The sequence below is a fragment of the Paenibacillus maysiensis genome (genome assembly GCF_000520815.1).
Lineage (GTDB): Bacteria > Bacillota > Bacilli > Paenibacillales > Paenibacillaceae > Paenibacillus > Paenibacillus maysiensis.
Map to the genome: position 1 here is coordinate 40,158 of NZ_ASRY01000084.1, position 12,172 is coordinate 52,329.

17 protein-coding genes are annotated in these 12,172 nt (G+C 42.2%); 3 read left to right on the top strand and 14 right to left on the bottom strand.

The window, feature by feature from the left end:
- Window positions 1-789, bottom strand: a complete 789-nt coding sequence (locus L696_RS0105955; protein WP_049827288.1) for a YwiC-like family protein — start codon at window positions 787-789, stop codon at window positions 1-3.
- Window positions 790-958: 169 nt separating this feature from the next.
- Between L696_RS0105955 and L696_RS0105960 the strand changes: the two genes are divergently transcribed.
- Window positions 959-1,381: a hemerythrin domain-containing protein gene (locus tag L696_RS0105960; protein WP_025682831.1), complete on the top strand. Its 423-nt coding sequence runs from the start codon at window positions 959-961 to the stop codon at window positions 1,379-1,381.
- A 29-nt stretch (window positions 1,382-1,410) separates the two neighbouring features.
- Here L696_RS0105960 and L696_RS0105965 read toward each other — a convergent pair whose 3' ends face one another.
- The 3 genes from L696_RS0105965 to L696_RS0105975 all read right to left on the bottom strand — a co-directional run bounded on the left by L696_RS0105965 (window position 1,411) and on the right by L696_RS0105975 (window position 3,051).
- Window positions 1,411-2,208, bottom strand: coding sequence for a hypothetical protein (locus L696_RS0105965; protein WP_025682832.1), 798 nt, complete (start codon window positions 2,206-2,208; stop codon window positions 1,411-1,413).
- A gap of 80 nt (window positions 2,209-2,288) precedes the next feature.
- The gene (locus tag L696_RS0105970) at window positions 2,289-2,756 is read right to left on the bottom strand and encodes a hypothetical protein (protein WP_025682833.1); all 468 of its coding nucleotides are present in this window, start codon (window positions 2,754-2,756) and stop codon (window positions 2,289-2,291) included.
- An 82-nt stretch (window positions 2,757-2,838) separates the two neighbouring features.
- The gene (locus L696_RS0105975; protein ID WP_245233300.1) at window positions 2,839-3,051 is read right to left on the bottom strand and encodes a DUF6097 family protein; all 213 of its coding nucleotides are present in this window, start codon (window positions 3,049-3,051) and stop codon (window positions 2,839-2,841) included.
- A 204-nt stretch (window positions 3,052-3,255) separates the two neighbouring features.
- Between L696_RS0105975 and L696_RS0105980 the strand changes: the two genes are divergently transcribed.
- Entirely contained in the window at window positions 3,256-3,816 is a 561-nt protein-coding gene (locus tag L696_RS0105980; RefSeq protein ID WP_025682834.1) for a YdhK family protein, read from the top strand.
- A gap of 172 nt (window positions 3,817-3,988) precedes the next feature.
- Here L696_RS0105980 and L696_RS0105985 read toward each other — a convergent pair whose 3' ends face one another.
- From L696_RS0105985 to L696_RS0106020, 8 genes are all read right to left on the bottom strand, one after another.
- Window positions 3,989-4,276, bottom strand: a complete 288-nt coding sequence (locus L696_RS0105985; protein WP_025682835.1) for an antitoxin Xre/MbcA/ParS toxin-binding domain-containing protein — start codon at window positions 4,274-4,276, stop codon at window positions 3,989-3,991.
- A gap of 16 nt (window positions 4,277-4,292) precedes the next feature.
- Window positions 4,293-4,775, bottom strand: a complete 483-nt coding sequence (locus L696_RS0105990; RefSeq protein ID WP_049827289.1) for a methylated-DNA--[protein]-cysteine S-methyltransferase — start codon at window positions 4,773-4,775, stop codon at window positions 4,293-4,295.
- 23 nt (window positions 4,776-4,798) lie between these two features.
- Window positions 4,799-5,359 carry a bifunctional transcriptional activator/DNA repair enzyme AdaA gene (locus L696_RS0105995; protein WP_025682836.1) on the bottom strand — a complete coding sequence of 187 codons (561 nt, stop codon included), beginning with the start codon at window positions 5,357-5,359 and terminating at the stop codon, window positions 4,799-4,801.
- A 33-nt stretch (window positions 5,360-5,392) separates the two neighbouring features.
- On the bottom strand, window positions 5,393-6,160 hold the full coding sequence (locus L696_RS0106000; RefSeq protein WP_025682837.1) for an isocitrate lyase/PEP mutase family protein: 768 nt from the start codon (window positions 6,158-6,160) through the stop codon (window positions 5,393-5,395).
- 110 nt (window positions 6,161-6,270) lie between these two features.
- A complete protein-coding gene (locus L696_RS0106005; RefSeq protein ID WP_245233301.1) occupies window positions 6,271-6,468 on the bottom strand; it encodes a hypothetical protein in 198 nt (65 codons plus the stop codon).
- A gap of 202 nt (window positions 6,469-6,670) precedes the next feature.
- On the bottom strand, window positions 6,671-7,600 hold the full coding sequence (locus tag L696_RS0106010) for an SDR family oxidoreductase (protein ID WP_025682839.1): 930 nt from the start codon (window positions 7,598-7,600) through the stop codon (window positions 6,671-6,673).
- Window positions 7,601-7,765: 165 nt separating this feature from the next.
- A complete protein-coding gene (locus L696_RS0106015) occupies window positions 7,766-8,656 on the bottom strand; it encodes a LysR family transcriptional regulator (RefSeq protein ID WP_025682840.1) in 891 nt (296 codons plus the stop codon).
- A gap of 289 nt (window positions 8,657-8,945) precedes the next feature.
- Entirely contained in the window at window positions 8,946-9,317 is a 372-nt protein-coding gene (locus L696_RS0106020) for a hypothetical protein (RefSeq protein ID WP_025682841.1), read from the bottom strand.
- A gap of 439 nt (window positions 9,318-9,756) precedes the next feature.
- On the opposite strand from L696_RS0106020, the gene L696_RS0106030 reads away from it, so the two are divergent.
- Window positions 9,757-10,458 (top strand): GNAT family N-acetyltransferase, encoded by a 702-nt coding sequence (locus tag L696_RS0106030; protein WP_025682843.1) that lies wholly within the window; start codon window positions 9,757-9,759, stop codon window positions 10,456-10,458.
- 96 nt (window positions 10,459-10,554) lie between these two features.
- Here L696_RS0106030 and L696_RS0106035 read toward each other — a convergent pair whose 3' ends face one another.
- Window positions 10,555-11,727 (bottom strand): MFS transporter, encoded by a 1,173-nt coding sequence (locus L696_RS0106035; RefSeq protein WP_025682844.1) that lies wholly within the window; start codon window positions 11,725-11,727, stop codon window positions 10,555-10,557.
- Between the two features lie 71 nt (window positions 11,728-11,798).
- Entirely contained in the window at window positions 11,799-12,077 is a 279-nt protein-coding gene (locus L696_RS0106040) for an ArsR/SmtB family transcription factor (protein WP_025682845.1), read from the bottom strand.
- Window positions 12,078-12,172 lie beyond the last annotated feature (95 nt).

The following is a 12,172-nucleotide window of genomic DNA, read 5'->3' on the forward strand; positions in this document are numbered from 1 at the left end:
TTAGAAGTATAAAAACAACACAAAAACATAGAGCATCATTGAAAATCCAATTTCCGCCATGCCAACTTGTTTTGCCTTTAATCCGAGTTTAGGAAGCCATATGGCTCGTATCAAAAAAATCAAAAAGGGAACAAACAGAGGTAACTTTAACCAAGTAGCAAACAACAAAATCACCACATGATAGATGACGGAAGCATAATGGTAACGTATATTTTTTCTTTCACGAATGATCGTTTTGACATAGAAAGCAGTTCCGATAAAGTAAAGCACCAAAAGCAAGAATAACTCTGTTGCTACTCTCCAATCCTCTCCTCCCCCCATATAAATAACGGGGTATATAAAAGAACAAAAGAGTAGAATTGCAACAATGTCATTGAGTAAAGCACGTTCATTTTTCGTTTTTGCAAAATAAATATTAGCCATAAAAAAAAGCAATAGAAGAACTCCATACCAGATCAAGGCAGGCTCAAACCATATCAGTGAAATTAACAAAGGAAGTAATATCACTCCGTATACAACGGCGGGTTTGCGGTATCTTTCACTGCTGCCTGTCTTGATCCATTGGAGGACAGGAAAACTGAATAAGTAGATAAAAAACCAGCACACAAATAGCGGTATATGAATGAGTTCCCCTCGAGAAGCAGCTAAACCGAATAAAAATGGAAGAATGAGCATGGCCCAGGCTCCATGTTGATTGGGTATGTATCTGCTCATCCCCTTCAAACCCTTGATCCTTTTTTCACAATCTTTTGTATGTCTGTTATTTCGGTTAATCGATTCATCAACCATTCCCCCAAGATTAAGTTTTATCTTCTAACTTCATTCTAAGTATTATATGAAATTGAACCAATTAGGGAGTTCCCTTTTCCTTAGGGGGGAATATCCTAACCGGAAAAATAGCGCTATTTTCTTATGCTATACTGTACTAAAAAAGGGAACAAAGAAAGGATGAACTGTTATGGGAGGACCTTCTTTACGTCAACTGCATGCTCATCATGCCATTCATCAAGGCGGGCTATCTGGCGCTCTAGATAAGACGAGAGAAGTAGAGGAATTACTCGAAGCAAAAGAATTCAAGGTGGCGCGCCAGGCTGCCGACCACTTGATCGAATATTGGGAAACCCGCATTCTCAGCCATGCTGATGCAGAAGAGGAAGGATTCTATCAGGAAATGGTCGAGAAAAAACCGGAGCTGCAGGAGGCTGTCGTCAAACTTACACGGGATCATGATCTGCTCCGAATCATTGTAAAAGAGCTCAAAGCCGGGATCCGTGAAGAAGGGCTTACGCCTGAAGTTCTTCAGCAGTTCCACGCGCTTCTGGTTGTCAATGCCATTCATAGTCGGGAAGAAGAACGTTTGTTGTTTGAGGAACCGTCATGATCAAGATGTGGCGTAACGATTCACTTTCTCTATAAAAATGTACCGAAGAAATAGTCCAACACCTCCTGCGAGTATCCGTCATCTCCTTGCCAAGCTGCTACGGAATAAAAATCATGATTGCCGTTCTGTCGCTTCCGAGGCGTGTCCTGTGGGACTAGCAGTCCGGCATATCCCCACACCTCCATGACTACATCACGCTCGTTTTTGCTGGATGGAAACACATCCTTCCAGCGCTTTTCCAATTGACGTGCACTGCTTTGAGCATCACAGTTCTGAACAGCTTCGAGCATGTTATGAAGTATAGCCAGATCCTCATCGGAAACCTGAACATCCTCTTCTTGACTGAACAATTCAAGGTCCATCCAGCAATAAAGAAGGTGATTCAGACGAATACCGCCCCATTTGATTCGTTCAAAATTCAGTACATTCAAATCTTCATTGACGTATTCCTTATCGGACATCATTTTATTAAAATTACAATCCCCACAGCTACTGTAATTGGGCAGGACGACAGGCCGCTCCCCATAGGTGTGCAAAGGAAGCCCAGCGGTTAATGCCCAGCTCGACAAGGCGCTTCGTAAATGAACCTTTTTGGTGGAAAGACTGTGCAAAAACGCTGCTGCCACTCGCTCTTTTGTAACCTTTTGCTGGTGTAGCTCATGTAGCCTGTTTATAATCTCGTCATGTGTAATGGTAATCGGATCGAACATCAACCCCTTACTTTTCGCATATTCAAAATCCTCACCGGAAAAAGGGCCCTGGTGCTGTTTCCAGCCGGCGGAAGACCAGAAGGTGTTCATAAGTATTTTCTTTGCCTTTTTATCCATAACACATCTCCCTTATGCGTCCAAACATCCCCACCAACCAACATAAAGAGCAGAGTTCTGGTGTGCTCTATGTAAGATCGCTATTCGTCTCTATATTTTAACGCAATTGCCGTATTTCCTGATCTGGAATCGAAATAGGAATATATTTTCCCCCAATTCAATTCGTATTCTGTGTAGGGGTAAGGCTTCGTCTGTCGATAACTTGGCTTTACGGACAAATGTTGCTGTAACAAACGATCATGCTCCCTTTGCCGCTTTCTCTCCCCTTCCTCAGACCAATTATCCCACGAAGTTGGAAATTCATCGCCCTGGAGCGAAATCTCCACGACAATTAGGCTTGTATCCTTAAAGCATACAGACACAAAAAAGTGCCGATACAGCAAAGGAACCTGATCAAAATGATACCAAATATAGTCATTCCCTAGCTTCCTTACAGAATGAAAATATTTCGAATACCAAGCGGTCTCTAACAACTGATCTTCCGTTAAAGATGAGTAAATAGCACGCTCACCATCGACCTGAATGATTCCCGATTCCCAGTCATTCATTGCTGCCACTCCTTCAGCTATTATGCCAATCTCCTACAGTTGCTCTCTGTCCTCATTTGTCCACATGATTGAAAATGGCCTGTCAGGCCCGATCTAGCACGTGCGTATGTAATCGTCTGGCATAAACATTTCTAAAGATGGCAAGAACGATCACACCCACGAATACAACACTGAGCAAAGTGATAGAGGGAACCCAATATTCAAACATGGCATTCGCCAGCACTTGCAGCAAATGTCGTTCTGGTTGTAAATATTCCACCGCCGCAACGATGCCTGCTGCCAGCAATACGATCACAGATATGATCATAAGCATTGCATTGATTACTATAAAAGCTGAACTTAAAAAGTACCTTTTTTTGAGTTCAGCTTTTATATGTTCCAAGAGTGAAATAATTGAAGGACGCTGTCCTCACTTTCGTCATTTATTATCGTTTGCAATATACCCCACTAGGGTATATTGTTAGAGTGGGTAAAAAAAACATTAAAGGAGTTGTAGACGATGAAGAAACATTGGGCTTTACTCGTTGGCGCTGCTGCCATACTTATGTTGAGTGGATGCGGTAACGAAAGCACTACAGAACCAGAACATACAGCAAGCAACAGTCAGCAACATACTGCAAGCGACATGAACCATTCCGCTTCCAATGAAGTTCCTGACGGATTAAAAACAGCTGATAACCCGACCTTCAAAGTAGGCAGTCAGGCCATAATTAAAGCGGATCACATGCCAGGTATGGATGGCGCAACAGCCACCATAACGGGCGCTTATACCACCACTGCTTATACGGTTTCATATACTCCTACGACAGGCGGGGAGAAAGTCACCGATCACAAATGGGTCATTCAAGAAGAAATTCAAGATGCGGGCAGCGATCCGTATTCACCGGGCACTGAGGTTACATTGACGGCTGATCATATGAAAGGAATGAAGGGGACAAAGGCCACCATTGATACAGCAACGCCAACAACAGTGTACATGGTTGATTACACGCCGACTACCGGGGGAGAGCCTGTTAAAAACCACAAATGGGTGACAGAAAGCGAGCTTGCCGCAACCTAAATTCATGATTGTCCATTTCATCAAATGTTATATGATAAAAAAGGCGTCCCCGGAATGGGTGCGCCTTTTAACTGTAAATTTGAGAGCATAAGCCTTCAAAATCAGACGCGATTCTATTCATCGTAGCCATCATTCGCGCTCTGTTCATATGTATCTCCTTCGGTCGGTTTGTTTAACGTGGCATACGCAATATGGCCGCCTTCAAAGCTTTAGTCCCTTCTTCGCTTTTCAAATAATCCGACGGTGTATCGTTGCCGAGTGCGGGGACTTTTCGGTCCATCCAAGTCAGCAAATATTCGCCCATATCGGGCAGCAGCACAATCTGAATCTCCTTTGGAATTTTACTTTCGGCCACTTTTGCTCTTATAGCCGGATCTACCTGATCATATCGCTCCTGATAGATCTGAACCATGTTGGCCCAGCTCTCTGGCTTAAACTCTTTCAAATATATGCCTCTCATCCATAAATCCTCCTTATCATCTCTGAAAACGCTTCTCATGCTGGAGCAACCATTCTTTTCTCCATAGGCCCCCTGCATAGCCGGTTAGTTTCTGATTTGAACCAATAATTCGGTGACATGGGATCACAATGCTCAGCTTATTTTTGCCATTAGCACTGCCTACGGCTCGAATGGCTTTTTCATTTCCAATGGCGAGGGCAATGTCTTTATAAGCTGACGTTTCACCATAGCCTACGGTCATCAGTGCATTCCATACCCTTTGCTGAAAGTCTGTACCTTCAAAGGCATAGGAAAACGTAAACTCATGGCGCTCACCTTTAAAATACTCGTCAAGCTGACTCGCACATTCCTCTAAAACCTGGGGTCGAGCATCTTCCTTAATTCTGGTTACTGGCACATCCCGATCAGAGAACATAATAGAATATACAGCCTCATTTGTGCCCTGTATTTCTATCTCTCCAATCGGCGATACATAATTCAATACATATTGCTTGCTCATAAATGGATAACAACCTCCTTGAACTACTCCTTATTCAGCTTCCTGTACTCACTGGGAGAACATTGGTTCAAACTGCGAAATGCCTTATAGAAATTCGAAGGACTTTGGAAGCCCGTCTCATAACAAATCTCAAGATTCGTAAGATCTGTACTTTTTAGAAGATAGGCTGCCTTATCCACTCTTATTTTTTCCAAATACGTACGCGGGGTTTCGGAGGTTTCCTGTTTAAAGATCCGATCCAAATAAAAAGAGCTTATTCCGACATGATCCGCAATATCCTGCAATACAAGTTTTTCCTTGTAATGATTGACCAAGAAGGTAACCACATTCTGCACAAGCCTGATATACGGCGAATGGTCTGTATGGGGCTGGCATCTTTTGCAAGCACGAAAACCCGCCTTTTCCACTGTGTCCAGATCAAAGTAAAACTCAACATTTATTTTTTTCGGCTTTTTGGATCGACAGGAAGGTCGGCAATATATTCGGGTTGTTTTCACAGCGGTAAAAAACAACCCGTCATATTTACGATCACACGCTATTATTTTCTCCCACATTTCTTCAAAAGAAAGACTAAGGTTAGCCATGATCGAATATTCTGTCCTTTCTATAGTTCATCCTCATCTATATAAATGTGATGTATCTTGAAGCTCTATCAACTGTTCGGCGTTCTTTTGCAAAGCAACTATTATCTTATCAGAAAATGCATTTCCAAAGCTAAACCGTTTAACTCCTAACTGCTGAAGCTGGTGGACATTCGTCAGACCCGGCAAGGATAAAATATTAAGCGGAGCATGTATATGAAACACAACTTCCCTGATCTCTTCATCACTCTTTAATCCTGGAACAAAAATTCCGCTCGCACCACTATCCACATACGCTTTGGCCCGCTCTATGGTCTCTGAAAGTGGGGTATCCATCTGCAAATATGTATCCGTTCTTGCGTTTATAAAAAACTCTTTAAACCCACGAGCATCCAAGGTTGCTCTTATTTTGGACAACAGGCTACTGTGCAGGCCCACTTCTCGAAGCCCCTTTTGCGTTTTCAAAGAATCCTCAATATTAATCCCTGCAACTCCCACATCGGCTACCCTTAAAATATGCTCAACAATCGTTGCCGTGTCCTCCCCATATCCTGCTTCAATATCTGCCGACACTGGAATCTGAACATGCTCAGTAATAGTCCGAATAATGCTTACATGCTGGTCAAAATCAATAAGCTCTCCATCTGAAAATCCAAGCGTGTTGGCAATTCCCCAACTCGTCGTACCGATCGCCTTAAAGCCTGCTTTCTCCAGAGCCACCGCAGATAGCAAATCCCAGGCGTTCCCTAAAAATAAAAGTTCCTCTGATGTGTGAAGTGCATGAAAGTGCTGGATTTTGTTCATAAATATAGCCTCCTGATATGTGATGTAACTCATTTTATCAAGAGGCTATATTTGTTTCGTCCTCATTCTTGCACTTATGGTCTGTGATATTACTCTTTAGGTTGATAAAGCTATTTAAAAAAAGGATATACGATATAGCTTACAAGCAGACCTAAAATAAAAGCGACTGAGGCATTAAGCCACTTTGGCCGAATCTCTGAACCTGAATCCAAAATACCTACTACACAAACCAGAACAAATACAACGATCTTCCATTTTACATCAAGATAGGGATTCACTAAGCCTGCTATCAAAGCAACAATGCGCATTACCATACTCCAGAAAAAAGGAAACTTGGTAGACCAATTCATAAAATATAATAGCTTTCCTTTCTTTCAAGGCTATATTAAAAATTAAATTTAATTTTAATGAAATATGCCAAACGTTTTAAATGTACTTTTTCGCAGTATAAAAAACAGAAGCTCCTCGAAAGGGGCCTCTGTTCAATTTCATATGCCTTAACTATTATAATTACAATTCACCGTGATCATAAGCTTCTTGTATCATTTCACGAATGGTTTTGCGCTTTTCGCCAGTCAATTTTTCTACATCATCGCTGAGCACTGCCATCAGACCTTCACGAAGAGCGCGTCCGCCAGTCACCATATCATCACTGCACCAAGGAATCGGTGAATTTTTCATTCCTTGATCTGTGTTTCTCGGTACGCCGAGACTATCCCACAGTGCATACATTTCATCATCCGTCTTATTTACAAAACGAAGCGGTCTACCTGTGATCTCAGTAGTGATGCGCACAATATCATCGGCTGAAAGCAGTTCAGGTCCTGTAACATCATAGGTCGTATTATCTTCACCCTTGCCGAGTAGTAGTGCAACAGCCGTTTTGGCACAATCCTCACGGGAAATAAACGCGCATTTTCCTTCTCCATAATTGAAAATCCATTCACCCTTATTCAGGGCATCCGGCAATCCGTAGCGAAGCAACGATTCAAAATATTGACTGTCACGCATAAAATTCCATTTCAAGCCGGATTGTTGAACATATTTTTCGGTAATACGATGGTCTACGGTAACCAGAGCTGGGTTTTCATCATCCCCTGCACCCAAAAAGGACGTGTACACGATTTTCTTCACGCCCGCCGCTACTGCGCCATCTACCGCATTTTTGTGCATTTGTACCCGTTTCTCTCCAATAATCGGCATCGAAACCAGGAAAAACTGCTCCCCGCCTTCAAAAGCGTCTTTAATAGATTCCACGCTATTAAAGTCTGCTTTTCTGACATCCACACCTAATTTTCTATATTGTTCCAAATTCTCCGGACTAGGGCTTGTGAAAATGAGACTTTCAGGTGCTACCGTTTTGAGAATCCCTTTAGCCACGCTGCTTCCGAATTGTCCATCTACACCTGTAATAATAGTTTTTCCCTGTACATTCGCCATGTCCAACAGCTCCTTTGTTTTGTTCTCAGTCTATTAGTAATTATTTTCACAAATCTAGTCTCGACTTGTCATCTTGATTTTAAATTAAAGCTCCACCTAGGCATAACATAAAATAATTATGCCTCATAAGTTAAACTTATGAGGCGTCACGTATCTGCCAATCTGCTATACAATGGTCTCTTTCACATACGATAGGAAGCTTTCCGTTAACGTGTTCAGAGATTTGGACGGATATCCCACCACGATTTGAAAATGATGCGGGGAGTTCGTAATGGATAGATACGAGATTCTGTCATCCTGGGTAACTTGAGGCACGTTGGGGAAAAAGGCAACTCCTCTATGCAATTCTACCAGTAAAATCAGCGTTTCCAGCGTAGAAACCTTCTCAATAATACAAGGCTCATAGCCGTCAGCACGGCAATTTTCAATCATCCCTTTCAAAGCCAGAGAGGAAGGTTCTTCACTCAGAAAAATAATTTTTTCATGCTGAAGCTCTTTGGAATCAATCGTTTTCTGATTCACTTTTGGATGCTTTTTCCCCACGCCCAAGAGCATGCTGCCTTTAAATATCGGATACTGTTTGATTTTTTTGTTATTCTCATCAAAGGCGTAATCCGTAGCGAATGCAACATCACAGGTTCCATTACCCAAGGCACTCAACAGGTCGTCAATATTTTTCTTGATAAATGTAATTTCGACCTCCGGGTGCAATTCTTGAAATTTTACAACAATATCCGAAATGAGCTGAATTTCAAAAAAACTGGAATATCCTACTGTAAGGATGCGATTTTGATTTTTATAGGTATGCTGCGCTTTTTGAATGGCATTTTGATATTGGCTCAACATCGTTTTGACGTCTTTATAAAAAACTTGTCCGGCTTCGGTCAGTTGAATGGGATTTATGGTACGATCAAACAGCTTTATATTAAGTTCTTTCTCCAAAGAAGCGATCTGCTGACTGATTGCGGTTTGAGATATATAATGTTTTTTGGCCGCTTGGGTAAAGCTTGAAAGCTCAGCAACGGACACAAAATAATTTAACTTTGTAAGACTCATAGGTTCCTCCTGTAAAAGGCAACAAAATGCATCAAGATTTGAAATTCATAATTTATGTATTCATTATACCTGATCTCACTTAATCCTCTATTACAGGTTCTTTACGAATCGGGCGTTGTACTGTACCCTTGCGCGAATGTAAAACATTGACTTGTCCATTCTTTTGCTTTACTTTTAAAGTATTACTCATATTTCCCAGTTTAATTATACAAAGACTGCTCCAGAAGCCCCAAACTTGCAAGCTTCTGAAACAGTCTTGTAGAAGGTGCACTCATAAAAGTAGGGGACGTTAGATGATTCGATAGCCAGATGGAAGTCTACCGCTACTGCGGATATTACGGATTTGCTGCAACGTCAAACGTTGATTGGTAGAGATAATAGATTCCACATCATTCCCGCGAATCAGATCATCCAGGTCGGCGATGCGACGATTGCCTCTATACACACGGAAATTACCTCTAAACCGCGTGCCGGTAAAGAGAACAAGTGTAGCATCGCTGCTTGTAGAAAAGAAACGCAGGCTTTCGATGCCGTCAAGAATGTTATCAGTGTTGCGAATACCTAGGTTTCCTCTGAATACTCTGCTGGAACCCCGAAAGTTTTCTTCGTTGTAGACTGTCAGACGGGGATACGTTTGAGATACATATGCTTTGTCAGTCATATTGTAACTCCTCCTTTCTATTCTAGCTTATTATGCTTCCCCATCCGATTGGCGCGGGCCTCGCAGCACCCATTTAAAAATGGTTGTGTGATTGAGTAGAGTAGACGCAGACTTGAAAAAGGAACATATGTTCTGTATAATCTAGCTTAGCAATTTGGAAAATCCTGAACTAACGGAGATGCGGACATGGACGATAAATTTATTGAGGAACTACGGGAAATTAGCAGAAACGACAAGCGAAGATCCGAATTTCTTATTAAGGGTATGAAGGAAACACTTCAGGAAAGAAAAGAAAAAAACTTTATCGAAAAATGGATTTGGCGACAAAAAAATAAGAAGCTTATAGCGCGGAAGTTTAAATCCTAGTAGATATAAAAACTGAATCTGCATAGATTTCTACTTTTGTTTAGGTCATAACTCATTTTTAGGAGGCAGAGTCATGATTGAGCTACTAGTCCCAAACGACGATATATTAAATCAAAATCAATTTTTGGCTGATGAAGTTCGATACAATTTGATCCATCGAATTTGTGAGTCAGAAGGGTCGACATGCCTCAAAACGTGTTATTTAAAAGGAACCACCCTATCAGGTGTATGTGGTGATGCCGAAACAGTCGAGAAGTTCGCAAATGCTTACGCACAACGTCACGCTGCTCAGGTACATACCCACATGGTCATGGAATCTTATTTCTGCCCTAAATCCAAAAAGCCCTCCGGCGTTGAGGGAATTATCCGACAATCCATCCCAAAGGACGTACAGTTAGTTGCCCAGTTTCTAGCTGGTTTTTCAGAAGAGGCTTTAGGCAGTTCTGTTGACCCGGTTAGTCAAATATCCGTTGCAGAGAAGACCATCGGGACAGGAAATATGTATCTTTGGATTGTAAATAACATGCCTGTATCTATGGCTAATATTGCTCACCGCTCGCCGAGACATGCTCGCATTAATGCTGTGTATACTCCACCAAATTTGCGAAAGAAAGGTTTTGCCAGCGCAATGGTATCCGAGCTATGTTCCATTTTGAAAAATAAGCATTTAGTACCCATGCTATATGCAGATTTAAAAAATTCGGTTTCCAATCAAGTTTATAAAAATATTGGTTTTACGGAAGGCGGCAAAATCACTGATATTGCGTTTGAATAGTCGTCCTACTACAGGAGGAATTACTGCTCGTTTAAATTAAAGAAGGCCCGCAATGTCACCTCCATCGCTGGGCCCCCTCTTCACTTATCTATAAACCTACTCCGTAACACCCACTTGTGTTTGAACTGAGGATCTTCGTGTAAGTAAATACGTAGCCACAATAGCTATACCGACCCCTGCTGCTCCAAACCAGGTGATGGAAGACAGCGAAACCTGACCAACAACTACACCGCCAATTCCGGCTCCGGCTGCCATAGCAAGCTGCATTGTAGACTGATTGAGACTCAGCATCACACCGGAAGATTCAGGCACAAGTGTGACCAGATTATATTGTTGAGTAGGTCCAGTTGTCCAGGCTGCGAACGACCAAAGGATCAATAAAGCAAATACTGCGATCAGGGAATGAGCGGCAAAAGGAAGTAAGAGTAAGGAAATACCGTGCAACACCATACCCCCTAATAATGTAAAGGATATACCCTTTTTATCCGCACTGTACCCACCAATTTTTGACCCGATTAGACTGGCAATTCCGAAGGCGAGCAATACTGAGCTTAGCATATCCTCTCCTACACCTGATACATTCAGCAAATACGGTGAGATGTAAGTATACGCGAGTGAATAACCTCCTAGCCAAAAGAAGGTAATGCCTAATCCCAAAGCAACTTCAGGCTTTTTCAGAAGAGCAAACTGTTGTAGTAAGGGGACAGGTCGATCTCCTTTCAAGCGGGGAATCGTCATAGCAATAACAATTAGGGCAATAATTCCTGTCAAAGCGATACCGAGAAATACGGTTTTCCAGCCATATGCAGAAGATATCATTCTCCCAAGCGGCACCCCAATAATCAGCGAGGCTGTAAAACCCATAGTAACCGTAGCAATAGAACTGGCCTGCTTGCCGGCTGGGGCAATTTTCGCAGCAATGCTCAGTGCTGTAACCACGACCATCCCCGCCCCGAGGGCCATAAGAATACGTGCGGCGATAAACATTCCAAAACCTGGCAGAACATAGGAGAGGACATTGGCTACTGCAAATAATCCGAGGGAACTCAAGAGCAGCTTGCGTCTGTCCCATTTAGCGGTTACTGCCATCAGAATCGGCGTGCCTATCGCGTAAGCAAGAGAAAAGACTGTAATCAGCTGGCCCGCTGCGGACACCGTAATCCCCATGGTTGTCGCAATCTGATCCAAAATGCCTGAGATAATGTATTCGGATGTGCCTACCAAAAAACTAACAATGGCCAAAATATACACTTTCCACGTACTCTGCATTTTTAAATAACGCCTCTTTTCTTTTAGTATTTTTATATTTTTACAAATATCGAAATTAAGACTAAAAAAATTTATGTCATCAGGAACGGGGCATATTTCTTCGCTGCTTCCACATCCAAGCTGTAATAAATAAACGTCCCCTCTTTACGGTACGTCAGTAGCCCAGACTCTGCCATTTGCTTCAGGTGATGCGATAGCGTTGAAATAGCTACACTGTTCAGCTTCTCCCCCAGCACGGAGCAGCATTGGTGGCTTTCCTCTTTTAACAAAAGTGCTATTTTGAGACGAGTCGGTTCTCCAAGTGCTTTATATATTTTTACAGCTTGCTGCATCTCCGTCGTATCTTTCACCCTGTTCGGCTCCCTTCTGTTCCAGTCTTAATTTCGATGTTTGTCGAAATAAAGTTATCACAAACATTTGTAAAAGTAAACCCGTTTATTATAAA